Below are 24,712 nucleotides of genomic sequence, written 5' to 3' on the forward strand. Positions count from 1 at the left end.
TGCCGGCGCCGCGCACGTCGGTCTGCGCAAGTGTTGCGGCGCACAGCTGGTTGATCCGCCGGGGGAGGCCTTCACTGTGTGCGTAGAGGGTCGCGATGGTATCCGGCGGACACAGATCCTCCGGCAGCGACGCTGCGCGCAGACGGTGACGGATATACCCCGCGGTCTCGGCCGCGGACAGGGGGTCGAGAGCGTAACTGCGGTCCACCTGCGGCGCCGCGGCACCGACGCGGGCGGCCAGCCATGCGGTGGGGTCGTCGCTGCTGGCGAGGACGACACTGGCGTGGCCTCGTGGGAAGAAATGGAAGAGCAGATCGAGGTCTTTCGGCAGCAGCCTGTCCGCCGAATCGATCAGCAGCAGCGGCCGGTTGCGGCGCTGGTCCGAGGCGATCAGACGCATGCCCAGCCGTCGTCGTACGGTCGATTCATTGTCGCCCGGTACGTCGACGTGCAGCGCCTTGGCCGTATCGAACAACAGCCGTCCCGGTGTCGGCGCGGAGATCAGACCGATGACCGCCACGGATGCCGTCTCCCGCAGCGCCTGCAGGACGGCGGTCTTGCCGCTGCCCGGTGGGCCGGTCAGGCACAGCAGGTGCAGACCCGCGGCGATGTCCTGCTGCAGGCCAGCGAGTGCCCGCTGCTGGCTGTCGACCGGGAACAGCGGCACCCGGTCGGGATTGAAAGGGAAAGCGTCCCTGGTGCGGGTGGCCGGGGTGCGGGCGGCCGGGTCCTGAGCCATGTGCTACTCCTTCCTGCGGCAGTGGGTGGTGGAGGTCGCCGCACGGTTTTCACCTGTCAGTGCCAGGGTAACTATACAATCCGGACCGGTGATGCGCATGCCAGAGAACCGCTGCAAACGTCCATCAAGCGGATGGTCGGCGCCGGCGGCAGGGGCCTTTTTTCTGTCGTCTTATCCCGTGACCTGGTCTGGGGCGTTGCCCGGACGCTCAGCGTCCTTCAGCGCACGCAGCCTGGCGATGGCCGGCGGCAGAGGCTGGAGTGGTTCGATATAGGTCCCGGCAGGTGCGCGCAACACCACGGCACGTACCTGCGCCGCGGTCACGCGCTCGTCGCCGCGTCGGCCGGCATCCATCAGCGCAATGGCACACAATCGGTTGATGCTGCGCGGCAGCCCCGCGGTATAGGCATGCACCGCAGCGTTCGCCTCGCCGTCGAACAGATGGGCGGGCAGACACGCCTGTGTCAGCCGGTGGCGGATGTAGCCGGCGGTATCCGCCGGGGCAAGGGGTTCGAGCCGGTGGATGTGTTCCGCGCGGGGCAGGGTGGAGCGCGGCTGCGCGTGCGTGAAGAAGCTGGCGAGCACCGGCCGGCCGGCGAGCAGGATGTGCGCACAGCCTGGATTGAAGAAGTGGAACAGCACGTCGAGATCCGCTGCCTGCAACCGATCGGCATCGTCGATGAGCAGGGTGAGCGGCCGGCGATGACGACCGGTGGCCGTCAGGGTCATGGCGAGACGCCGCCGCACGGTGGTCGTCGTGTCGCCGCGCACATCCAACCCCAAGGTCTTGGTGAGATGCTGCAGGAGGGCTCCGGGCACCGGCGCGAGCACCAGGACAGCGGACGCGCCGAGGTCGGTGTGCAATGCCTGCAGGAGTGCCGTCTTGCCGCTGCCCGGCGGACCGGTCAGACAGTTGAGGTGATGGCCGCCGAGGAGACTCTGCCGCAGCCGTTCCAGCAGCTGCCGGTGGCCGACAGCGGGATACAGTGGCCGCTGGTCGGCCTGTAGCGGGAAGGCCTTGCTCGCACGGACGGCGAGTTCCATGTCCATGGTCGTGATCCTGGTGTACGCAGCCCCGGATACCTTAACTGGGGCGGACGCGCCATTATCGCAGCTGCGAGTGCCGCGGGGTAGCATGGGGTGGGGGGTGAGGCGTGAGGCGTGAGGAGAAAAGATATTGGCCACGGAAGCACACGGAAGAACACGGAACAATGGGTTGTGCGCGAGGCTGTGGGCCGGGCTCTTCGAGCCGCTGGTCGTGGTAAAACCATTCCACTCCCGGGTTTTCAATAATGAATGTTTCCGTGTATTTCCGTGTGCTTCCGTGGCCATAATGGGTTTTATGCCTAACTCCTCACGCCCAGCCCCATGACATCGACAGATCGGGGCCGGTCACGAAAAGCCAGGACCGTTTCAGATCCCCAAACGCTCGAGCCGGGAACAATGCCTGTACATCTTTGGCAATAAATTTTTCCGTGTATTTCCGTGTGCTTCCGTGGCCATAATGGGTTTTACACCTCACTCCTCACGCCTCACACCTCCCGCCCAGCCCCATGACCCCCGACACCCCTAGCCCTTTGATCGCCGTGATCGGCGGTGGTCCCGCCGGCCTCATGGCCGCCGAGGTGCTCAGCGGGGGCGGGATGCGTGTGGCGCTTTTTGACGCCATGCCGTCGGTGGGACGCAAGTTCCTGCTGGCCGGCAAGGGCGGCATGAACCTGACCCATGCCGAGCCGCAGGAGGCCTTTCTGCAGCGCTATGGTGTGCATCGCGGGCGGATCGCGCCGCTGCTGGAGGCCTTCGGCCCCGCGGATCTGCGGGCCTGGACCCACGATCTGGGCATAGAGACCTTCGTCGGCACCTCGGGGCGTGTTTTCCCCGTCGACATGAAGGCGGCACCGCTGCTGCGTGTCTGGCTGCAGCGCCTGCGCGCCGGCGGGGTACGCTTCCATGTGCGGCACCGCTGGCTGGGTTGGGCAGATACCGGTGCGTTGCGTTTCGCAACACCACAGGGTGAGTCGACGCTGGCGGTGGACGCGGTCGTCCTCGCCCTGGGCGGCGGCAGCTGGGCGCGGCTCGGTTCGGACGGCGCCTGGGTACCGCTGCTGGCCGGGCGGGGTGTGACGGTCGCGCCCCTGCGGCCGTCCAATTGCGGCTTCGACGTCGGCTGGAGCGAACATTTCCGTACGCGTTTCGCCGGACAGCCGGTCAAGTCGGTGGTGGTGAACTGTGCGGACGCGCAGGGCCGGACGCTACGCCGGCAGGGCGAGTTCGTCGTGACCGGGAGCGGTATCGAGGGCGGCGTGATCTATGCGCTGTCGGCCGCCTTGCGGGACCGTATCGAGGCCGATGGCAGTGTCTGCCTCGAACTCGATCTGGTGCCGGGACGGGATGCGGCGCAGCTCGCCGCGGCCCTGGCCCGGCCGCGCGGGTCGCGCTCGTTCGCCAATCACCTGCGGCGCCAGGCGGGCATCGCAGGCGTCAAGGCCGGGTTGGTGCGCGAGTGCCTGGCGGCGGAGGTCCACACCGATCCGGTGCGACTGGCGGCGGCGCTCAAGGCGCTGCCGTTGCGACTGCTCGCGCCGCGCCCGCTCGACGAGGCGATCAGCAGCGCCGGCGGCGTGCCGTTCGAGGCACTCGATGAACGGTCGATGCTGCAGGCGCTGCCCGGTGTCTTCTGCGCCGGGGAGATGCTCGACTGGGAGGCCCCCACCGGCGGTTATCTGCTGACGGCCTGTTTCGCCAGCGGCCGTGCGGCAGGGACGGGCGCGCTGGCCTGGCTGCGGGCCACCGCACCGGTTGTGAACAGGTCGCCCCCGTCCGATGCCAGCCGCGATGCGCCGCTCGGCAGCAGTTGATTCAGGCGTGGTTGGGTATCCGTGCCCCCCTCCGCGGCCATCCACTTTCGCCTGCGGGAACCTTTCTCCGCCCTCGTGCATCTTGCCGGTAACGCCTTCACAGGTAACTGCACAACTGGAGAATCGCCATGAAAGACCTGACCGGTAAGACCCGTGTGACCACGGACATCATCGACATCCCCCGCCGCCGCTTCGTCTCGGGCGCCGGCGGCCTGACACTCTCGGCCGCCGCCGTGGCACTGCTCGGCGGTGCGCCGCGCCTGGCCCTGCGGGCCGGTGAGGTGGGCAGCGGCGATATCACCATTCTCAATGCAGCCATCGGCTCTGAGTTGGAGGCGATCGCGGCTTACCAGGTCGGGGCCGAGAGCGGTCTGCTGGGGAAGGACGCGAAGCGGCTGGCGTTGCAGTTTCAGGGCCATCACCGCTCGCATGCCGACCTGCTGCGCGGCACGGTGATGCAGCTCGGTGCGACGCCGGTCGAGGCGCGCGACCGTTACGATTTTCCCGTCGATCAGCTGAAGAACGAGGCCGATGTGCTGCGTTTCGCCGCCGGGTTGGAGCGTGACGCGGTCAGCGCCTATCTGGGGGCCGTGCCGCAGTTCGGTGATCGCGCGCTGGCCAGGGCCGCGGCCAGTATCCTGGGCGACGAGGCCATGCATTGGGCGGTGCTGCGCTATGTGCTGGGCGAGGACCCGGTGCCGACGGCGTTTGTGTCATGAGCACGACCGTCGGCTATGCTTGGATGATCGCGGCTGGAGGGACATTCCCATGACAGAGCAGGCACTGTGGGCACAGGCTGCGCGCCGTGCCCCGGCGGTAGCGGCGGACGTACCCGATGACGCCACACTGGTGGCACAGGTGCGTGCCGGGGATCTGCACGCCTTCGAGTTGCTGATGCGCCGCCACAACCGCCGCATGTTCCGTACGGCACGCAGCGTGGTGCGCGATGCGGATGAAGCTGAGGACATCGTCCAGGAGGCCTACGTACGGGCCTGGCTGCGGCTCGCCGAACTGACGCGCCCGGCCGGCTTTGCCGCCTGGGTGGCGCGCATCACGGTCAACGAGGCGTATATGCGTCTGCGACGTAGCCGCCGGCTGACCCTGGTCGGCGACGAGGAGCAACTGGAGATGGCGACAAGCGACGATGGAGCACGCTCCACCCCGGGCCCCGAGCAGCTGGCCGGCCGCGCCCAGCTGCGGGGATTGATCGAGGCCGCCATCGATGCGTTGCCGCAGCCGTTTCGCAGCGTATTCGTGCTGCGGATGGTGGAGCAGCTGGATACCGCAGAGACCGCCTATTGCCTCGATCTGCCGCCGGCCACGGTGAAGACACGCTTGCATCGGGCACGCCTGCTGCTGCAGCGTCAGCTGGCTGAGGTCGTGGATACCGCGGCCGCGGATGCCTTCGAGTTCGGCGGTACGCATTGCGACCGCGTGGTGGCGCAGGTGCTGGCGCGGATCCGTGGCGAGCCCCAGCCGCGATGAAGTCGCTTGCCGAGGTCGTGCGCAGTGCCTGTGTGGAGGCCGCGCTGGCCGCCTACGAAGAGGCCGGCATCCTGGGGCTGTGTCATGAAGGCCGTTGGGAATATGCGCTGCAGGCGATCAAGGCGCTGGATCTCGATCGTCTGGCGGCCGGGATCGATACCGTCGCTAGCGACGCTGTCGATCCCGGTGCTTCGGCAGAGGGTCGCTGACGGCCCGATCGGCCGCCACGCACACGGAACGCGTATAAACAGCCCGAAAGCAACGTGTGCCTGCTGTCCGAGTACCAGTATCTGAATGTATGCGGTGCAGCGCCGCGGTGCACGCCACCGCTATACCCCACCTGGAATGTTTCGTCTGGGCGTCTTCGCCCGCACCCCCAGCCAATGCGTACCGTGCCCGGCGGCCGCGGCCCTGAGATCGGCGTCAAGTTTGGCGACACGCATGGCGATCCCCGCTTGATTTGTGATGACCGCAGTCACTAGTATCGCTGGGTCCACAGGGGTGGGGCGGTGGCCCGCGGCTGTGGATCGAGGCTGAACAATATCAAAAAAGGTGGGGTGGGAGACGTGAACCGAATCTTCGAATGGATCAAGGCCAGTTGGAACGACGAATCCAATGTCGGCAAGGCCAAGCTCGCGGCCGTGGCCGCGTTGTTGTTTCTGGTGATCGCATCCTTGTTGCCCGATCCGGAGCCCGGCATCGAGGTGCCGGACCGCGGTGCGGTCGTACGGGAGGATGTGGACGGGGATGCCGCGCGGCAGGCGGCGCAGACCTACGACAGTTATGAGGCGCGGATCGGTGAACTCGAGCGCGAGTCGCGGTCGGCCGAGGAGCAGGCGGCCGCCGCCTATCACGGCTACGAGGCGCGCGTGGCCGAACTTGAACAGGAACGGCTGCAGTTACAGGCCCGGCTCGACGAGTACGAACCCGGGGCCACGGCCGCGACGGAGGCGGCTGACGCCTACCGCAGCTACGAGGTGCGCATTGGTGAATTGGAACAGGAAAAGCGCATCCTGGCCGAGCAGATGGCGAAGCTGGAGGCCGGCGGAGACGCGGCCCGCGAGGCGGCCGCGGCCTACGCGAGTTATGCCGCCCGGGTCGCGGAGCTGGAAGAAGCTATGGCCAGCGGCGCGCGCGAGGCCGCGGAGACCTATGACAACTATACGGCCCGCATCGGTGAGCTCGAACGCGCCAACGCGGCACTCCAGGCCGAGAATGCAACCCTGCGCGCCGCCCTGGAGCGTTTCCAGGGCCAGGAGACGGCAACGCCGGAGGATGGTGAAACGACACCGTGACCGCCGCGCCGGTCGCCAGGGGACAGAACATGGCCGGGATAGTGTCGACCGGCCGAACCACGGCGATCAGAGCCGCTCCAATCACGCCATGTCACTCTACGTCGCTCCATACCAGCTCTATACTGGAGGTAAGGCAATGATGACAACCGCGTGGTTGAGGAGGCGGAAATGAACACCATCTACATCCATATCAACGAAGAGCTGGATGCCCATCAGCTCGATGACATCGGCGCAGAACTCCGGCAACTGGCACATGTGACCGATGTGGAGGTCAATGCCGGTCAGCCGCACGACCTGCTGGTGGAGTACGACCCGCATCGGAGTATGCCGATGTCCATCCTGCGTCAGCTCAGCCGTCTGGGGCTGCATGCCGACGTGATGCCCTGCTGAGGGCGAAGCCCCGGCGGACCGTTCGGTCACGCGAGACACGGGCCATGCGGCACGGCGGCGCCGGCGTGTGGGTCTCGCGGCCGATGCGGCCTTGCGTGCCCCCGGAAATCCTGTCAAAACCCCCGCAGATCGCCAGGAAAACCGCTCGAATGCGTCGACGCAGACCCCATCCGGGGTCTGATCCGCCGGCCGGCGTGGTATCGTATGGCACTATGAAACTCGCTGTCCTCTCCGACATCCATGGGAACGTCCCGGCGTTGGCCGCGGTCCTTGACGACATCGAGCGCTGGGGCGCCGAGCGGCTGATCGTCAACGGCGATCTGGTCAGCCGCGGTCCCTACAGCCTCGAGTGTCTGCGCCTGCTCCAGGCGCGCGCGCCTGATGCCCATTTCCTGACGGGCAACCATGAAACCTATGTGTTGCGCTGCGCTGACGAGCCGGCCGATCCGGAGAGTCCGACCCACGACATCGACCGCTTCGCCGACTGGGCCCGGTGGCAGTTGGGTGCGGCCGTGGACGAGATCCGCACCTGGGGTGACCAACTCGACCTGACGGACCTCGAGGGCGGTGCGACCGTGCTCGTCACCCACGGCTCACGGCTCGGCAACCGTGACGGCATCTCGGTGCGTACCCGCGACGACGATCTGCCCGCCAAGCTGGGTGAGCCGCGCGACCTGTTCATCGGCTCGCACACCCACAGGCCGCTGCTGCGGCGTTTCAACGGTACGCTGGTGGTGAATACCGGTTCGGTCGGCCAGCCCATGGACGGTGATGCGCGTGCCGCATATGGTCGTTTCACCCTGATCGGCGGCCGCTGGCAGGCCGAGATCGCACGAGTAGTCTATGACAAGGCGCAGGCGGAACGGGATTTCATCGACAGCGGCTTTCTGGTCGAGGCCGGCCCCATCGCGCGGTTGATCTATCTCGAACTGCGGCAATCGCGCACCCATCTCGGACCGTGGCGGCAGCGCTACCTCGAGGCAGTCAAGGGTCGCGAACTGAGCGTGACCGCGGCGGTCGATGCCTATCTGCGTGCACTCTAGGGGCCTGCCGGCACAGTGGATCAGCCCCACGTCCGACAGGCCCCTGGGAGCGCCGCTGCAGTCGCACGATCCTGAGTCCAGCTACCGGCGATAACCGGTATCGCGGCCGATGGAGCCGCCGAGGATCGCGCCGGCCACGGTGGCGACATCCTTGCCGCGACCCTTGCCGACCTGATTACCGAGTACGCCGCCGATAATGCCGCCGACGATCATCGGCGTGGCCGAACGGTACCCGTCCGCGGCCGGCGGATAGCGGCCCGGTTCGTCGCCGTAGTAGCGCGGCTCGTCATAGTAACGGGCCGGTTCGTACACCGGCCGCTCCACCACGATGACCCGCTCGACCACCGGTTCCGGATAATAGTGGTGTTCGTGCACGACCGTCCGCTGATGTTTGCGCCGGTGCTTGTCGTGGCGCGGGTGGCGGCGTTCGTCGTAGCGGTAGGCGTTGTCGTGACTGCCATAGTAGTGGTTGTTCACGATCACCTTGTCCGCGTGTGCCAACGGGGCAGCGGCCAGGGTGGCGCCGCTCACGGCGAGACTGATCAGGACGCGTTGCAGTCGGTTCATCGCTTGTCTCCTTGTGGTGTCCCGGCCCGGGACCCCCGGGCGTTGGCAAGCAGACTAGCAGCCTGAATCTGAACGCCGCCTTAACGGCACTGTCACGTACGCAGACCATTCCTGGCCACGGAAGTACACGGAACAACATGGGAAAAGCGTATTGTATAAAGCCCTCAAACCAACTGCGGGCCGCTCCTGGGCTTATCTATTGAATCCGGTCCGTGTTGTTCCGTGGCCATTGCTCCAAGACATCGGCTTACGTACGTGTCATTACCCGCCGCCGTCGGCACGGTGCGTCCCGTGGTGGCGGTCAGCCGCCAGCGGTACTCAGGCCTCTTCTTCCGCGCTATCGATCCAGGCATCCGCATCGTCCCGATCGCCCCCTGTGTCAGGATAGAAGTCGCCCCGGCCCTCTTCGTCGGCGGGCTTTGCGGCTTTTGCAGGAGCGGTGTGCTCCGGGATGTTCAACGGGCGGGCATGGGTATGCTTGAAGGTACGCCGTGCCGTGTCGTAGGCGGCGTCCAGCGTATCGATCAGCTTGGCCTCGGCAGGTTTCAGCTCGCGCAGCTTGGGCTCGACGACCGCGCGGGTGTACTCGAGGATCTCGTTGCGTGCGAGATTGAAAAGATAGGTGGTCTTACGGTTGCCCGTGTCCAACTGTGTATCACGGACGACGGCAGTACTCTTGTCACCGGCCTCCAGGTAGCCGTACCAGAGGGCGCCTCTGTTCTTGGACGATCCCGACATTGTGTTCACCTGAACGCTGAAAGATGGACTCCATGGGTGCGCCCGCCAGGGCGCGTGGCGGAATATTAGCCAGCTGGAGCGATCTGTCCAGGAAAACTTTGGGAGGGGTGCGGCCGCCCCGGGCGAGCGGCGTCCGGGTCAGTCCCGCAGGCCGAGGGGGTCGTTCGGGTCGAGTCCTTCCATGAAGGGCCGGCGGCGGTCGGCAGCGGTGGTCTGGTAGACCTTGCCGACCCAGTTGTTCAGGATCGCCTCGGCGGTGTCGTGCCAGGTGTTGTCGATCTGCGGCACGATGAGCGCCTCGGGCAGTTCCGGCGGTGGCCGGCCGGTGGCGAGGGCGGCCTCCAGGGCCACGCGGTGTTCGTCCAGGATGGCCTGGGTCTGCAGGCCGAAGTAGTTGTCGGGAAAGGGTGGATAGTCGGCACGCGCACCGCTGGCGTAGCGTTGTACCTCACGCTTGTATTCCTTGAGCAGGCTGATGCTGTCGTATTCGGGGTGCCCCTGCAGGAATACCAGCCGGAAGCCATCCTCGCTGACGGCGAGGTGCACCCCGGCCGCGGCGCTCTCGGCCAGCACGGTGAGACCGGCGGCCTCGAACTGACTGCGGTCGATCTGGTTGAAGCGCGAATGCGGCACGTCGAAGCGTGTGTTCACGCCCAGCACCAGCGGGTGGCGGCGATCGACCAGCTGGTGCGAATACACCCCCCAGCGCTTGAAGCCCAGCGGCCGGCGCTTCTGATGATAGCGGAACTGCAGCACCGCATGCGTCGCCAGGCAGGAGCACAGCGTCGAGGTGACGTTCTCGTAGGCCCAGTCGATCACCTCGATCAGCGGCTCCCAGAAGGGCTGTTCGGCGAGTTCGGTGCCCTGGACGTTGGCGCCGGTGACGATCAGGGCATCGAGGCCGGCCTCCTTGATCTGGCCGAAGGTCTCGTAATAGCGCTCCACGTGCGCGCGCCCCTCCGTGCCGCGCTCCAGTGCGTCCAGGGTGAACGGGTGCATATAGAACTGCGCGATCTGGTTGCTCTCACCGACCAGGCGGAAGAACTGCCGCTCGGTCGCGGCCAGGGCGGCGTCCGGCATCATGTTCAGCAGGCCGATGTGCAGCTCGCGGATATCCTGATGGACGGCATCCTCGCCGGGCACGATGGTCTCGCCCTCCTCTTGCAGGCGGGCGAAGGCGGGCAAATCTGAATTGGCGACCAGGGGCATGGGCAGAATCTCTCCAGCGGATGTGCGGCGTCGTAGCGGTGCGGCAGGCACATTATCCCAAAAACATCGTTGCGGCCACGGAGGGACACGGGAAACGCTGACAAAGCCATACGCTTCACACGGGCTGGCACCACTCGCGAGCTGGTGCGCAGCCGCTGCAGAGATGTTCTGTGTGTCAGTGGCTCGCGCGTGCTTCGGGGTCGCAGGCGATAATCGGGATTATATCGGAGATGCGGTGGTCGGTGTGCTGCATGCCGGGCGGCCGGCTACCCGACGATGCGGGCTTCGAGCGTAGCGGCCGAGCCCCATAAGAGACCCCTCCCGGGCGGGAGGGGTCCGCTCTCGGACTTGGTTCAGAAGGTGAAATCCGCCATCAGCCAGAACTTCTGCACGTCGGTGCGCTGAGCGGGGTTGCGGGCGACGTTGGTGGCGTTCCTGTCGGCCGAGTAGTCCGCGAATTTGGCAAGTACCTTCAGGTTTTTATTGATCGGCTTGACTGCCAGCAGATTCCATTCATCGCCGTAGTCGTAGCTGCTGTTGTCGCTCTGGTAGTCGTGGTAGATCGCGACCAGTTTGACACCCGCGACTGCGGTGCTCGCTGCCACGCTGGTATCGATCAACCCGTCGGCAGGGTTGGCGAGGAACTTGTCGGCCCAACCGTTCTGCGCATGCACGGTCGCCAGCGGCGTGCTGAGACTGTAGGTGCCGTTGCCGCTGAGCCGTTCCTGATTGAGCTTCACCTCAAACTGCTTGAAACCCAGGCCCAGCGTCAACCAGTAGTAATCCGCGTCGCCCGGCCTGCCGTCGGCGTAATCCGTCTGATCGGCATATTCCGCGGTGTACAGCAGCTTCATGGTGTCGCTGATGGCGTGGCTGCCGTCCAGGCGCAGACCCAGGGTGCGCGTCGACAGCGCCTCGAAGGCCGGGTCCTGGAAGTCGAGGAAGTAGCCGTAGCCGACGATCCTGGCGAAGGCCAGGCCGTTGTAGGTGACGTGGACCAGGTGGCTGTTCATGTCCCAGTCGCTGAGGGTGGGGTGGTCCTCGCCGAACAGGCGGTTCACGTTGTCGACGTAGCCATAGTAGATCGTAGTGTCGGGCAGGGACTGATTGGATACCGTAAAGGCATCCATGGTCACCGAATTCTGCCGCCAGCCGACCGGGCCCACCCAACGCTCGTTGTCGAAGGTGATGTATTGCCGGCCCAGCTGCAGCGTGGTGTCGGCCAACCCGGAATAGGCCAGGAAGACCTGGTTCACCTCAGTGGATTCCGGGTCCAGCACGACCGGGTACTGCGTGTGGCCGTTGACGGTGCTGTTGAACTTCTCACTGCCGAAGGCGCGTACATCCTCGAATTCCACCACGGCACTGAACCGGTTCCAGCCAGCGGTCTCGTAGCCCAGCCTGGTACGCATCGTGAACGCATGGGCCTTGTCGCTGAGCACTTCGTCGTCCACGAACTCGTAGCGCGGCCGTACCTGGCCGTAGACCTTGCCGTCGGTCACGGCCTCCAGCAGGCTGCCGGCCTGCGGGTGCTGATCGGCAGTCGCGGTGCCGCCGATCAGCAGCAGTCCAGTGCAGGCCGCGACCCCTGCTGTAACGCGGGTGATGGTGAGTGACATGTGCATCGATCTCCTGTGGGTGATGGTGGTATGCATTGCTCTTATGGTTGTCTGCTGGCGTGTGTTATATCCACCGCGCCTCCCATCGCCGCGCGGTACTCGGTGCAGGCGGCGAGCAATGGCTGTGCCAAGGCCATTCGTATCGGAATTTCCAGTGCTTGCGCGCCGCACTGTGTGTTTTCGCCCGGGCGCGTTCCAACTCGGAACATGCGTGTGAAACATTGGTGCGTGCTGAAACAGGCGGCCCACGGATTTGCCGGAGATTTTTCCGTGGCATGGATGTTGCTCCGAGGCAACTGGGCGCGCTGCTGCAGCTGGCGGGCCTATGCCGAGGAGATGACATGACTGGAATGGCTTTCATGAGACGTCTGTGCGCGCTGTGCACGTTGCTGCCGGCCGTCGTCTACGCGCACAGCGACGCGGGCGCGTTTGCCGGCGGCGCCACAGCGATGGGGGCCGTCGCGCAGGATGTCGGTCCGCCGCGCTATGCGGCACAGGTGCGGGTCGATCCCCGCGAGGTCGTCGGCGTGGTGCTCAAGGTCAATGCGCGCATCGTCGCACTGCGCAACCTCTATCCGGGGCGGGCCGTTACGCAGGGTGAGGTGCTGGCGGAATTCGAAAGTGCCGAGCTGGAAACCATTCAGCGGACCTACGCCGAGACCTTCGCCAACCTCGAACTCGTCAAGGCCTTCAGCACCACGGCGGAGGAGAAACTGATCGAGGGCCGCATGGGCCTGCAGTGGCGCGGTCTCAGCGAGGACGACATACGTGCCGTGGAGGATACCCGCGCGCCGGTACCCCGCGTGGCTATCCATGCGCCGCAGGATGGTTACCTGGTCGATGTCTCCCTCACCGAGGGCCAGGTGATCAACCCGGGCGCCCAGTCGGGGTTGTTCAGCCTGAGTGGTACCACGTTGTTCCGTATTGCCGATCCCGAGGCCTTTTTGATCGAGGCGCAGCTGCCGCTGGCACAGGCCGCGCGCCTGCAGCCGGAAGACACGGTCTGGTTACACCTGTCTCCGGAGACGGCGGCACTGGAGGCGTCGATCGAGGAGATCGTGCCGCTGGTTGATGCGACCGGGATGCGGCGCACGGTGCGCCTGCGGCCGCTGGCCAGCGCATCGCTGCTGGGACTGCGCAACGGCCAACGTCTTACTGTGTCGTTGGAGCTCGGGGAGGAAGAGCATGCGCACTGAACTGTTTTGTGCCGTTCTCCTGGTGTGGTGCGCCGGTCCCGTGTTGGCCCACTCGGACGCATCGGCGTTCGCCGCCGGCGCCGGGCAGGGTCCTGCGGGGGCCGCTGCCGCGTCTGGTGAGATGGCGGGCGAGGTTGTAAATGAGATTCGGGCCGACAGCGACCTCATCCGGGTGGCGGCGGTAGAGGCCCGCACCGTCGTCGAGAGCCGTGCTGGTATCGGTCGCGTCATCGCGCCTGCAGCGGCGGTGCACGATGTCAACGCCTTCATCAGCGGTCAGGTCAAGGAGATCTACGTCCGCCCCGGTAGCCACGTGCGTGCGGGTGATCCGGTTGCACTGATCGAAAGCCCGGAATTCGTGCTCGTCCAGAAGGCCTTCGTCGCGTTGCTCGGCAACGAGGAGAGGCTGGATATCCTGAGTGGTGAGGGACGACTTCCCAATTTCATGAAGGATGCGCGCGAGAACTTGCGCTGGTGGGGGTTGAGCGATGAGGACATCGAGCAGCTCGAAAAGACCGGTGAGACGCTGGAAGGCATTGTCGTGGATGCGGCCATCGATGGCGTAATCAGCGAGGTGCTGGTACAGCCCGGTGAACTGCTCAGTGCCGGCGATCGTACGATGGCGCAGTTCGTGGTCATGGGGCGCGCCATCGCGCGCATCATCGCCGACGATCGGCCACTGTGGGTCGAGGGCCTGTTGTTTCCGGACGACCTTGCCGGCGTACGCCCCGGTGACGTGCGCGTACGCTTGCGGCTGCCCGACGGTAAGACCGCCGAATACCCTGTACACGACCTGTCGCCGGCACTCGATGACCTGCGCCAGTTGGGCCGTGTGTTCGTGAAGCTGGAGGAGCGGGATGGTCTGTATCCCGGCCAGCCCCTGGACATCGAGGTGCTGTTGCCGCGCGCGGAGGAGGCCTGGGCCCCGCGCGCGGCCCTCATGGGCCAGGGCCTGGACACAGTGGTGTTCGTCCAGACCGAACCGGGGAGTTATGTCCGGCGCATGGTAGAGCCGGGTCCTGCCGTCGGCGATTGGGTCCCGGTGGCTGGTCTGCAGCCGGGCACTGCGGTCGTAACTCATGGAAAAATGGCGCTCGAAGGCGCCTATCGGCTGCTGCGCGCCGGCATCCACGCCGACGATCACCATCACTGAGGGGGAGAGATGTTCGACTGGATCATTGGTTGGTCGCTGCGCAACCGTGTCGTCATCCTGCTGCTGTATGCCGTGCTCACGGTTGCTGCACTGTTCGCCCTTGGGCGCATGGTCGTCGACGTCTTCCCCGAATTCGCCCCACCACAGGTGCAGATCCAGACCGAGGCGCCCGGCTTCGCGGCACGCGATGTCGAGCTGTTGGTGACGCGACCGCTGGAGGTCACCTTGCAGGGCATGCCGAATGTCGAGCAGATCCGCTCGAATTCGTCGATCGGCCTGTCGCGCATCACCATCGTCTTCGCTGCCGATACCGACATTTTCCATGCTCGTGTACTCGCCCAGGAACGCCTGCAGCTCGCCCGCGCCAGCCTGCCCGGCAGTGTGCGCCCACCGGAGTTGATGCCGGTGACTTCGGCGATCAGCTGGTTGCTCAAGTTCGCGCTGGTCGACTGGTCGGGTCAGGACCGCAGCTACGAGTTGCGCAGTCTGGTCGACTGGGAGTTCCGCAACCGTCTGCTGGCCCAGGAAGGTGTGGCCTCGGTGGTCGCCGTCGGCGGTGAGGTCAAGCAGTATCAGGTGCAGGTCGATCCGGCTGCCCTGATGCGCCTCGGGCTGCCGTTCACACGCGTGGTGGACGCGGCGCGCGATGCCAACAGCGTCGCCCCGGCCGCCTTCGTGTTCCCGACACCCGAGGAAGAGTATTTCGTACGCGGCGAGGCGCGTGTGCACTCACTCGCCGATATCGGACGCAGTGCCCTCGGTCTGGTGCAGGGCAGTCCGCTGACCATCGGCGATGTCGCCGAGGTGCGCTTTGGCGGCGAGATCAAGCGCGGTGACGGTCAGATGTACGGCGGGCCGGCGGTCATCGGTACGGTCTCCAAGTTGTGGGGCAGCGACACCCTGGCGACCACGCAGCGTGTCGAGGAGACATTGCGCGACCTGGCGACCACGCTCCCCGAGGGTGTCGAGCTGGTCCCCAATGTATTCCGTCAGGCGAGCTTCATCGACCGTTCCATCGACAACCTGGAGGATGCCCTGCTGCATTCCTCACTGATCGTCGCGCTGGTACTGTTTTTGTTCCTGGTGCGCTGGCGACCGACGGTCATCAGCCTGATCGCCATACCGACCTCGCTGATGATGGGTGTCCTGGTGCTGTCGTTGCTGGACATCGGCCTCAATGCGCTGACCCTCGGCGGCCTGGTGTTCGCTATTGGCGAGGTGGTCGACGACGCCATCATCGATGTGGAGAATATCCTGCGGCGCCTGCGCGAAAATCAACAGGCCACAGCACCGCTGCCGACGCTGGAGATCGTCTTCGAGGGTTCCAGTGAGATCCGTAACTCGGTGGTGTTCGCCACCGTCATCATCGTGCTGACCTTCCTGCCGGTGTTCTTCCTGAGTGACATCGAGGGGCGGGTGTTCGCGCCCCTGGCCATCGCCTACCTCGCGGCCGTTGCCGGCTCGCTGCTGGTGGCCCTGACCCTGGTGCCGGTACTGTGCTCGTACTTCTTCGGTGGCCGTTATGCACGCGAGCGGGTCGGCCTGGGCAGATTCGTGACCTGGTTGCTGGGGGTCTATCGGTGTGCGCTGGCGTATACCATGGCGCGCCCGCGGGCCATCCTCGGTGCCGCCCTGGGCGCCAGCGCCCTTGGCCTGGTGCTGATTTTCACGCTTGGCCGTTCGTTCCTGCCGGCCTTCCATGAAGGTAACATCGTTATCGCCATGACGCTGATGCCGGGCACCTCCCTGGAGGAAAGTCTGCGCATCGGACGTCAGGTGGAAAGCCTGGTGGGTGCGATGCCCGAGGTCGCCATGGTGGCCCAGCGCGCTGGGCGTTCACGCCTGGACGAGGATGCGCAGCCGGTGAACTTCAGTGAGTTCGACGTGACGCTGAAGGAGAACGTGCATGACGTGGCTGCCGCGATGGATACCATCCGCGGGGAGCTCAGCGGGATCCCCGGTGCCGCCATCAACGTCTCGCAATTCATCACCCACCGCATGCAGGAGATCATGTCCGGTGTACGGTCACAGATGGTCGCCAAGGTCTATGGCCCGGACCTCGATGTATTGGCGCACCTGCAGCAGGAGCTGCTCGCCGCCGTACAGGGCGTCGCCGGCGTGGTCGATCTGCAGGCCGAGCCGATGGTGATGGTGCCCGGTGTCGATCTGCGGGTGGATCGTGAAGCCGCGGCTGCCTACGGCATCACACCCGGTGAGGTCGTGCGCCAGGCCGGCGGTGCGCTCAATGGCGTGGTGGTGTCGCAGGTGCTGGAGGGCGACCGTGCGTACGATCTGTACGTACGCATCGAGGCCTCTGCGCGTGCGGACCTCGATGTGTTGGGCAACCTGCCGCTGCAGACCGCGGCGGGCGTGGTCGTGCCGTTGCGGGCCGTCGCCCAGGTGGACGTGGTGCAGGAGCCCTACATGATCAACCGTGACGGCGGTGCGCGCCGCGCGGTGGTGCAGTGGAACGTCACCGGCCGTGATCTGAGTGCGGTGGTGGACGACGTGCGCGAGCAGGTCGAACAGGCCCTGGTGCTGCCCACCGGCTACACCCTTGAGTACGGCGGCGACTGGGAGGGGCAGCAGCGCGCCCTGCGCGACCTGCTGATCGCCGGAGGTATCGCGATACTGCTGGTATTCGCTGTGATGTTACGCGCCTTCCGGCAACTGCCACTGGTGGGACTGATCCTGTCCAATCTGCCGTTCGCGCTGGTGGGCGGCGTGCTGGCGCTGGTGATCGCCGGAGAGACGCTGAGCGTCTCGTCGCTGGTCGGCCTGATCGCCCTGTTCGGTATCGCTACGCGCAACGGTATTCTGCTCATTTCGCGCTACCAGTGGGTCGCAGCCCGTAACGGTGACGCCTCCGCCGACGCGGCGGCGCTCGCCGTGCAGGGTGCGCTCGACCGCATGCTGCCCATTGCCATGACAGCGCTGACCACAGCACTGGCGGTTATCCCATTCCTGGTGGGGGATCCGACCGGCAAGGAGCTGCAGCGGCCGCTGGCGATCGTCCTGCTCGGCGGCATGGTCAGTTCCACCTTGCTGAATCTGTTCGTCTTGCCGTCCGGATTCGCCTGGGCGCTGCGGCGCTGGCCCAACCTGCTGCGCGCACCGGCCGGACCCTGAGGCTGTGTGGTTGGCAGCCCGGTGGGCGGTTGCTATGCTGAGGCACCAGGATTTTCGCGGTTTTCGCCAGGCAGTGAGGCGTTATGAATTATTCCCTGATGGCAGGTCAGCGGCACCAGGATAAGGTGATCGGCCACGGTCAGTGGCAGAATTGGCTGCTGTATGGCTGGGTCCTGCTGCTGGTCGTCTCGCCACTCCTGCTGCTCTGGGGGGGTGACGACAGCGCGGGCCCCGCGCGTTACATCGACGTCCGTACGCATGCCATTGTCGAACTGTTCTGTGGGGTCACCGCGCTCCTGATCGCCGCCCTGATCATGGCGCTTTCGCGCCCTTATCAGGGCGGCTCGCTGAACCTGTTCGCGCTCGGCTTCCTGCTGATGGGGCTGCTCGATATCCTCCATGCCGCCACCCCGCCGGCTGAACACCCGGGGCTGTTCGTCGGATCGCACACCCTCTCCATCTTTTTAGGCGGTGCCCTGCTGTGCATGGGTGCGGTGCGCTATTATCGCGCCCACCGACCGCCTACATCGACACTGCGCCTGTCCAGCGAGGTCGCCTTCATGCTCGCGGCGCTGGTCGCGGTGGCCGTCGCCTACCACACGGTCCTGCCGGATGGGCATGTCGACGGTATGTACGACTTCTCGGCGCTGGCGCGTCGTACCCATGAGCTCTCTGGCGCGCTCTACGCCGTCGCTGCCCTGTTGGCGTTTCTGTTCTACCGCGCCACCCGGCAGCGGCTGGTGCTGGTCGCCGCTGGCATGCTCATGCTGTTCGGCGAGAGTGCGTACCTGTTTCGCTTCTCGCACCTGTGGGACTCCACCTGGTGGACCTGGCACGCCGTCAAGGCCAGCCTGTACATGGGCACCGTGGTGGTGATCGCCGCCGCGTTGGTCGTGGCGTTGCGGGCGGTCGAGCGGGCACGGGTCGCGCAGGTCGTCACCAACCGCGAGCTGCGACACACGCATGACGAGCTGGGCCTGATGCACTATGAGCTGCAGATACGCAACGCCATGGTCAATGCCAGCATCAATGCCCGCAGCCTGGATCAGACGCTGGCCGCTATCGAGGTCGCGTTGGTGGAGCTGTTGGGGCCGTGTCGTTACACGCTCATACTGCGGGTGCCAGATGATGAGGCGGCGGAGCTGGCGCGTGGCATACGGCATCAGGGGTTACGTTGGGAGGTCGAGGTCAGTCCCGAACATACGCCCTGCGTGCGCCTGGCGCGGGCCGTGGGCGGCAGCGGCGACGAGCTGGTGCATACCTGCACACCGACCAGCCTACCCCATACCTGCATGTGCCTGGCGCTACGTGCGCACGATCAGGTGTTCGGCTATCTGCGCATGCACGTGCAGGAAGATGTCCCGGCACGTGTGCGGCACGGGCAGCTGGATGCCGTGGCCGCCGAGATCGGGTCAATCGTGCACAATGCCCTGTTGCACTACCGTTGGACCGAGGCCGTAGCCTTCCGCTCCGCGTTGTCGCGGGTGGCGGCGATGCTCGGCTCGACGCTGGATCTGTCGCAGCTGCTGGAGGCCGTCTGCAGAGAGAGCGCGCAGATGTTGCACAGCGAGGGTTCGGCGATCCTGCTGGCCGGGGAGGACGGCGAGGGTATGCACATGGCCAGTCGTTGCTTGCTGGGTTCCGCGGTGCTCGATCCGGCCACCGGACAGCCCACCTGGGTGGTGTCAGACGAAGGGACGGCGCTGTTCGCACAACTGCGCGAGTCGGGTCGGCCGCTGGCGCTGCTGAAACCGGAGCCGGCACAGGCGGCACCCTTTCCACTGGGTACGCCCGGCTGTGTATGGGGGGCGCTGGCCATATTCCCGCTGCTGGACGGCGCCGAGCTCATCGCGGTGATGCTGATCATGCGGCTGGACCGTGTGCCGTTCAGCAGTGCCACCCTGGAGCAGGGTGAACTCCTGGCCGAGCAGGTGCGCGTAGCCATCGCCAACGCCCGCGCCTACGCGGCGGTGCGGCGCACCAACGAGCAGCTGCGGCGTTCCGAAGAGGACCGCGTGCGCGCCGAGCGCCTCGCCGTGCTTGGCCAGATGGCCGCCAGCGTCGCCCACGAAGTCCGCAACCCCCTCAGTGCCATCAACAATTGTCTGGCCGTGCTGCGCCGCAGCATTCATGGTCAGCCCGAGGCCGCCATGCCGGCCATGGAGATCATCGACGATGAGGTGCGGCGGCTGGATCGCCTGACACGCAACTTCCTCAGCTTCGGGCGCTCGCCGCGGCAGATGCGGACACGGGTGCACCTGGACACGCTCGTCGGCCGTGTCTGCGAAGGTGTAGAGCAGCATATCCGCCACGAAGGCCTGCCGGTCGCGGTGGAGCAGGAGATCTGGGGCGAGTGCGGGGCGGTGTTGTTCGATGCTGACGGTTTCCAGGAGCTACTGTGGAATCTGCTGCTCAACGCCGCGCAGGCCATCAAAGGCGCCGGCCGTGTCCGAGTGCGGTTGGTGCAGCGCGACGGTCACGTCTTCCTGGCCGTGGCCGACAACGGCCCTGGCATCCTGGCAGCGGACCGGGCCCATATCTTCGAGCCGTTCTTCAGCCAGCGCTCGCAGGGGGCCGGGCTTGGCCTGGCCATCGTGCGCCAGCATGTCGAGGGTTGGGGTGGACGGCTGCGCGTATGGGGCCCCCCGGGCGCGTGTTTCGCGCTGCGGTTTCCCGTGTCCACGGTGGTCGCCGCAGCGGATGCAGAGTTGGTGTCATGACGCTGCGGGCCCTGGTCGTCGACGATCAACGCAGTCCGCGCCGCAGTCTGGTGTTGCTGCTGGAGAACGCCGGCATGCAGGCCGGCGAGGCCGCCAGCGGCGGCGAGGCGCTGGCACTGCTGGAACACGCGCGCTACGACGTCCTGATCACCGATCTGCGTATGGATGGAATGTCCGGCAACGAGCTGCTGCGGGAGGTGAAGACTCAGTACCCGCAGCTGCCTGTGATCCTGATCACGGCCTACGGCAGCATCGAGACCGCCGTCGAGGCCATGCGTCTCGGTGCTTATGACTACCTCACCAAGCCGTTCGGCGAAGATGAAATCCTGGAGAAGATCCAGCAGGCACATGCGCTGGCAACCGCGACACAGCCCGATATTGTGTCGGCCGCAGGTACCGGGCTGGTAGCCGTCAGCCCGGTGATGCAGGGTGTATTGATCCGCGCCGAACGCATCGCCCGCACCGAGTTGAGTATCCTCATCACGGGTGAGACCGGCACCGGTAAGAGCATGCTGGCGCGCTACATCCACGAGCGTGGCCAGCGCGCCGAGCAGCCCTTCGTCAGCCTCAACTGCGCCAGCGTGCCCGAGCAGCTGTTGGAGAGCGAGCTCTTCGGGCACGCCAAGGGGAGCTTCACCGGTGCTACCGAGGCACGTCAGGGTCTGTTCGAGACGGCCGATGGCGGCACCATCTTTCTCGATGAAATCGATACCTTGTCGCTGGCCATGCAGGCCAAGCTGCTCAGTGTGCTGCAGGAGCGTGAGATCCGCCGCGTCGGTACCAATCGCGCCCGCAAGATCGATATCCGGGTCATCGCAGCGGCGAATCGCGATCTCTCGGAGCTGATCACCAACGGTGAATTCCGGCCGGATCTGTACTACCGCGTGAATGGTTACCGCATCAATCTGCCGCCGCTGCGGGAACGTGGCGAGGATCTTGAACGTTTACTGGAAAGCTTCCTGCACCAGTACGCCAAGAAGCATGGTCGCGGCCCGCTGACACTGACACCGTCGGCGCTGACCAAGGTGCTGAACTATCCCTTCCCGGGCAACGTACGCCAGTTGGAGAGTATGGTCGAACAAATGGTGGTGTTCGCCGCCCCCAACGGCCGCATCGATATCGACGCACTGCCCGAGGAGATCCTGCAGCGCGCCGGCGGCACGCGTGGTGGGCATGGTGGGCATGGTGGGCAGGGTGGCAGGGTGTCACGGAGCCTGCTCCACCGTTGAATCTCGCCGACAGTGAGCAGCAGGCCATCGAGGCGGCACTGGATCGCTATGACAACCTCTCCGAGGTTGCGCGCAGCCTCGGCATCGGCCGCACCACGCTCTGGCGCAAGCTGCGGCAGTATGACATCCGCCGCGCCCCGCGGGGTGCGGCGCGGCGTCGATAGCGCGCGCCACCCGACCATCAGCGCGAACGCCGCGTGCCTGGGAGAATCCCCACAAACTGGCGGGAGCAACCCCCGTTCCGTTCCTTCCTGAAACCTGCCGCGCCCGTTCCATCCGTTCCAATGTGGAACGAGTGAGCGCGGCAAATCCCACACTTTACGCTCATTTCCCATAAAATCATGGACCTATATCCTGTGGTCATGCTGGCACGGGACTTGATATAGGTTACCTCCGACAGGCCACTGCGAAGCGGCGCGTTCGGGGCCGATTGCGGGGGGCCCTGCGTGGCGATGCTGGCCATCACCCTCAAATGCACAATGAACGGAAGGAGGTTTCAACATGACAACATCCAGACATCCGGCCAATCGCAGCCGGCTCCATGTCGGGTGTTCGGTCGTCACGAGTGCGCTGTTGCTCGCTCTGTACGCACCGGGCCCTGCGTTGGCCGACAGCAAGGACGGCATCTTCCCGACGGCCGATCAGGTCGGTGGCGAGGTCTATCCCCAGGGTACTCAGGCGGGCGATACCTTCCCGACTGACTGGGAAATCTACAGCGAAGATGGCAAGAAGCTCGATGTAAGCAAGCTGATCAACGGTAAGCGTACGGTGCTCGCATTCTTCATCTCGTCCGTGGCCGTGTCTGTGGATGAGCTGAAGAAGCTGCAGGCAGCCAGTAAGACGGGTGACTCCGAGGCCCAACTGTTGTTTGTGAACGCGGACCTGGTGGGAACCGGGCTGCTCGGCGGCGACCGCATCAAGGAGACGGCGCGTACCGTGCGCGTAGTGAAACGGGAGCAAGGCATCAAACTCCCCATGTATGTCGCACCCAACGACGCACTGGACCCGAAGGGTCTGTCCAACAAACTTGGTTTCCGCGGTCTGCCGACTGTGTACGTGATCGGCGCGGACGGCAAGGTGGAAAACGTCTATGTCGGTCCGCAGGACTGGTCTAAGGCGAGCATCTGAGCAACATCATCGACCGGAGGACAACAGGAATGAGTATTTCCAGACGCAAATTCATGAAAGGCGCAATGGCCGCCAGCGTGGCCGGCGCCGCCGGTGGGCTCGGCATGCGTTCCGCCTCGGCTGCCGTGCACGATGCCTCGGCCGAACGCCAGCACAGCCTGTTCAAGGAGTTCAAGGGCAATGTGATTCTGCTGCCCGGCAAGTACAGCGGCGCCGTTTCGGCCCTGGACCTGAGCGTGCCCGAGACCATGGCATGGTTCAACTACGGCCTGCTGGGCATCGACATGCCCATCCCGCACCACATCGCGGCCCTGCCGTCCGCGGATCCCTACCAGAGTTTTGACTTCTATCAGACCATGCAGCCGCCGGCTGCTCCGTACGTCAATGAGAACTCGCCAGAGTGGCGTGACCGCGGTCGGTTCGGCATGTGGAAGATGCACTATGACGGCAGCGGTGCGCAGAACAAGATCTCGATGGTCGCCGACATCGGTGCGGTTACCGGTATGGATCTGGGCGTGCACGTGTCCATCGGTGTTGGTCCGAACGCCAACAAGTACGTGGCCTTCGCCGACGGTCAGAAGGACATGGTCCTGATCACCGACATCAGCGATAACCCGAAGGTCGTCAAGGCCTTCAGGGTGGACTACGATCCGGTCGCACGCCAGGTCAACATCTCCCATGTATTCCCTGACCAGTCGACCGGCAAGTTCGATTACAACGACCGCAAGGGCATGAAGACCAGCCACGAGGCGATGCTCGGTGAGGAGCTGATGCCGGCCGATCCGACCGCAGTGTTTGTCGATGCCTTCACCTGGCACCCGGAGTTACCGCTGGGTGCCATCTTGATCCGTCGGCACGGCTGCTGCGCCATCATCAACACTGACACCTGGGAAGTGCTGACGCTGCTGTCCACCGCCAAGGGTGCCCCGGACAGGTTCCCGCTGGTCAAGCAGCAGGGCTACACCTGGACCTACTCGGTGCCGTCCGTGCTCACCCCCCTGCACGAGGCCGGTTTCATCACCAGCGGTGAATACTTCCTCGCCTGCAACAACGTGCTGCAGAACAACATCGCCGTGTACCGTTCGACGGATCCCGATCCGCTCAAGTGGAAGAAGGAGGCGTTCGTTGAGGGCTTCGGCAACAAGTATCTGCCGCTTCACATGGGCAACGTGCCGGACTCACGCTGGGCGTTCTTTACCATCTGGGCGCGCAAGCCGCACAACGGCTTCATCTGCAAGGTCGATCCCAAGACCTGGAAGGTGGTGGCGAAGTGGGATACCGGTCCGGACCCGCACACCTGCGACTGCACCGTCGATGGTCAGTACATCACCACGGTGTACAGCGGCCACCAGGCGGGCCAGTCGGGTCTGGTGGTAATCCACGCCGACTCCAACGAGATCGTCGCGCGCCTGCCCAGCCCGGGCGGTATGCACGATCACGTCGTGGTGCCGGAGAGTTGGGAAGGCCTCAAGTCCTCCCGCAGTACCTCGGTGTAGTACCCATGGATGCGGCCCGGTTAGCCGGGCCGCATCCCCTAATTTCCTGGAGCTTGCTAATGCTTGAATATCGCAATCTTCTCGCACGGATGCTCTTGCTGATGTCGGGTCTGTTGCTGGCACCGTTGGTGGCGCAGGCGCATACCGATGATGTCCTCGATGCCATGGGTGGTGCACATGGCGGCATGTTGCGCATGTCCGGTCCGTATCACCTGGAACTGGTCGTCAACGAAGGCTCCGTCACCGTCTGGGTGATGGATCATAGCAATGCTCCACAAACGACCGCAGGTGCCCGTGGCCAACTTCTGCTGCTGCAGGATGGTGAGCGCATCATCGTCGAGCTCGAGCCGCAGGGTGAGAGCGAATTGCGCGGCAGTGACGCGCGCATCGTCGCCACGGAAGCGCCGCGTGCCGTGCTCACGCTCAGCATGCGCGGTCAGCCGCCGCTGCAACTGCGCTTCGCCGAGGTGACCAAGCCTGCGTCTGCAGCCGACGAGGACACCGGGCACTCGCATGCGGACCATTGAACGCACGGCGTTGGCCCTGAGTCTGGCGCTGCTGCTGATGCAGAGCGGCGCGTCAGCCGCAGAGGCCGCCGAAACCGGTGGGGCAGCGGTCGAGAGACTGCTTGCCACCAATGCCTGTCCTGGGTGTGATCTGGATGAGATGGATCTCTCCGGGGCCAACCTGATGGGTGCGGATCTGGAGGGGGCCACCC

The 24,712-nt window shown here is 65.4% G+C and carries 23 protein-coding genes; 17 read left to right on the forward strand and 6 right to left on the reverse strand.

The window, feature by feature from the left end; translation table 11 throughout:
- Together K8I04_10665 and K8I04_10670 are read right to left on the reverse strand one after the other, a co-directional pair.
- Nucleotides 1–739: AAA family ATPase (locus K8I04_10665; protein MBZ0072171.1), on the reverse strand; the 739-nt coding region annotated here is incomplete at its 3' end.
- Between the two features lie 171 nt (nucleotides 740–910).
- Entirely contained in the window at nucleotides 911–1,789 is an 879-nt protein-coding gene (locus K8I04_10670; protein ID MBZ0072172.1) for an AAA family ATPase, read from the reverse strand.
- A gap of 503 nt (nucleotides 1,790–2,292) precedes the next feature.
- On the opposite strand from K8I04_10670, the gene K8I04_10675 reads away from it, so the two are divergent.
- From K8I04_10675 to K8I04_10705, 7 genes are all read left to right on the forward strand, one after another.
- Nucleotides 2,293–3,597, forward strand: coding sequence for a TIGR03862 family flavoprotein (locus K8I04_10675; GenBank protein MBZ0072173.1), 1,305 nt, complete (start codon nucleotides 2,293–2,295; stop codon nucleotides 3,595–3,597).
- Between the two features lie 128 nt (nucleotides 3,598–3,725).
- Nucleotides 3,726–4,316 (forward strand): ferritin-like domain-containing protein, encoded by a 591-nt coding sequence (locus K8I04_10680; GenBank protein MBZ0072174.1) that lies wholly within the window; start codon nucleotides 3,726–3,728, stop codon nucleotides 4,314–4,316.
- A gap of 49 nt (nucleotides 4,317–4,365) precedes the next feature.
- The gene (locus K8I04_10685; GenBank protein ID MBZ0072175.1) at nucleotides 4,366–5,082 is read left to right on the forward strand and encodes an RNA polymerase sigma factor; all 717 of its coding nucleotides are present in this window, start codon (nucleotides 4,366–4,368) and stop codon (nucleotides 5,080–5,082) included.
- Nucleotides 5,079–5,291 (forward strand): acetyltransferase, encoded by a 213-nt coding sequence (locus K8I04_10690; GenBank protein ID MBZ0072176.1) that lies wholly within the window; start codon nucleotides 5,079–5,081, stop codon nucleotides 5,289–5,291. Before K8I04_10685 ends, K8I04_10690 begins: the two co-directional genes overlap by 4 nt.
- 357 nt (nucleotides 5,292–5,648) lie before the next feature.
- Complete coding sequence (locus K8I04_10695) at nucleotides 5,649–6,377, forward strand: hypothetical protein (protein MBZ0072177.1); 729 nt, start codon at nucleotides 5,649–5,651, stop codon at nucleotides 6,375–6,377.
- Between the two features lie 168 nt (nucleotides 6,378–6,545).
- Complete coding sequence (locus K8I04_10700) at nucleotides 6,546–6,767, forward strand: hypothetical protein (protein ID MBZ0072178.1); 222 nt, start codon at nucleotides 6,546–6,548, stop codon at nucleotides 6,765–6,767.
- Between the two features lie 212 nt (nucleotides 6,768–6,979).
- Entirely contained in the window at nucleotides 6,980–7,810 is an 831-nt protein-coding gene (locus tag K8I04_10705) for a metallophosphatase family protein (protein MBZ0072179.1), read from the forward strand.
- An 81-nt stretch (nucleotides 7,811–7,891) separates the two neighbouring features.
- Here K8I04_10705 and K8I04_10710 read toward each other — a convergent pair whose 3' ends face one another.
- From K8I04_10710 to K8I04_10725, 4 genes are all read right to left on the reverse strand, one after another.
- Complete coding sequence (locus K8I04_10710; protein ID MBZ0072180.1) at nucleotides 7,892–8,377, reverse strand: glycine zipper 2TM domain-containing protein; 486 nt, start codon at nucleotides 8,375–8,377, stop codon at nucleotides 7,892–7,894.
- Nucleotides 8,378–8,695: 318 nt separating this feature from the next.
- Nucleotides 8,696–9,115 (reverse strand): hypothetical protein, encoded by a 420-nt coding sequence (locus K8I04_10715; protein MBZ0072181.1) that lies wholly within the window; start codon nucleotides 9,113–9,115, stop codon nucleotides 8,696–8,698.
- Between the two features lie 138 nt (nucleotides 9,116–9,253).
- A complete protein-coding gene (locus K8I04_10720; protein ID MBZ0072182.1) occupies nucleotides 9,254–10,324 on the reverse strand; it encodes a homoserine O-succinyltransferase in 1,071 nt (356 codons plus the stop codon).
- Between the two features lie 353 nt (nucleotides 10,325–10,677).
- Nucleotides 10,678–11,943, reverse strand: coding sequence for an alginate export family protein (locus tag K8I04_10725; GenBank protein MBZ0072183.1), 1,266 nt, complete (start codon nucleotides 11,941–11,943; stop codon nucleotides 10,678–10,680).
- 359 nt (nucleotides 11,944–12,302) lie between these two features.
- On the opposite strand from K8I04_10725, the gene K8I04_10730 reads away from it, so the two are divergent.
- The 10 genes from K8I04_10730 to K8I04_10775 form a co-directional block, all read left to right on the forward strand.
- Nucleotides 12,303–13,139 carry an efflux RND transporter periplasmic adaptor subunit gene (locus K8I04_10730; GenBank protein ID MBZ0072184.1) on the forward strand — a complete coding sequence of 279 codons (837 nt, stop codon included), beginning with the start codon at nucleotides 12,303–12,305 and terminating at the stop codon, nucleotides 13,137–13,139.
- A complete protein-coding gene (locus K8I04_10735) occupies nucleotides 13,129–14,292 on the forward strand; it encodes an efflux RND transporter periplasmic adaptor subunit (GenBank protein MBZ0072185.1) in 1,164 nt (387 codons plus the stop codon). Before K8I04_10730 ends, K8I04_10735 begins: the two co-directional genes overlap by 11 nt.
- A 9-nt stretch (nucleotides 14,293–14,301) precedes the next feature.
- A complete protein-coding gene (locus tag K8I04_10740) occupies nucleotides 14,302–17,421 on the forward strand; it encodes a CusA/CzcA family heavy metal efflux RND transporter (protein MBZ0072186.1) in 3,120 nt (1,039 codons plus the stop codon).
- An 83-nt stretch (nucleotides 17,422–17,504) separates the two neighbouring features.
- Nucleotides 17,505–20,141, forward strand: a complete 2,637-nt coding sequence (locus K8I04_10745) for a GAF domain-containing protein (GenBank protein MBZ0072187.1) — start codon at nucleotides 17,505–17,507, stop codon at nucleotides 20,139–20,141.
- Nucleotides 20,138–21,370 (forward strand): sigma-54 dependent transcriptional regulator, encoded by a 1,233-nt coding sequence (locus K8I04_10750; GenBank protein MBZ0072188.1) that lies wholly within the window; start codon nucleotides 20,138–20,140, stop codon nucleotides 21,368–21,370. Before K8I04_10745 ends, K8I04_10750 begins: the two co-directional genes overlap by 4 nt.
- On the forward strand, nucleotides 21,367–21,534 hold the full coding sequence (locus K8I04_10755; GenBank protein ID MBZ0072189.1) for a hypothetical protein: 168 nt from the start codon (nucleotides 21,367–21,369) through the stop codon (nucleotides 21,532–21,534). Before K8I04_10750 ends, K8I04_10755 begins: the two co-directional genes overlap by 4 nt.
- 439 nt (nucleotides 21,535–21,973) lie before the next feature.
- Entirely contained in the window at nucleotides 21,974–22,498 is a 525-nt protein-coding gene (locus tag K8I04_10760; GenBank protein MBZ0072190.1) for a TlpA family protein disulfide reductase, read from the forward strand.
- Nucleotides 22,499–22,527: 29 nt separating this feature from the next.
- Nucleotides 22,528–23,994: a twin-arginine translocation signal domain-containing protein gene (locus K8I04_10765; protein MBZ0072191.1), complete on the forward strand. Its 1,467-nt coding sequence runs from the start codon at nucleotides 22,528–22,530 to the stop codon at nucleotides 23,992–23,994.
- A 59-nt stretch (nucleotides 23,995–24,053) separates the two neighbouring features.
- Nucleotides 24,054–24,521 carry a hypothetical protein gene (locus tag K8I04_10770; protein MBZ0072192.1) on the forward strand — a complete coding sequence of 156 codons (468 nt, stop codon included), beginning with the start codon at nucleotides 24,054–24,056 and terminating at the stop codon, nucleotides 24,519–24,521.
- A gap of 37 nt (nucleotides 24,522–24,558) precedes the next feature.
- Nucleotides 24,559–24,712 (forward strand): pentapeptide repeat-containing protein (locus tag K8I04_10775; GenBank protein ID MBZ0072193.1); only part of this gene is annotated, 154 nt, incomplete at its 3' end.

The sequence above is a fragment of the Gammaproteobacteria bacterium genome (assembly GCA_019911805.1).
GTDB lineage: Bacteria > Pseudomonadota > Gammaproteobacteria > Thiohalobacterales > Thiohalobacteraceae > JAHJQQ01.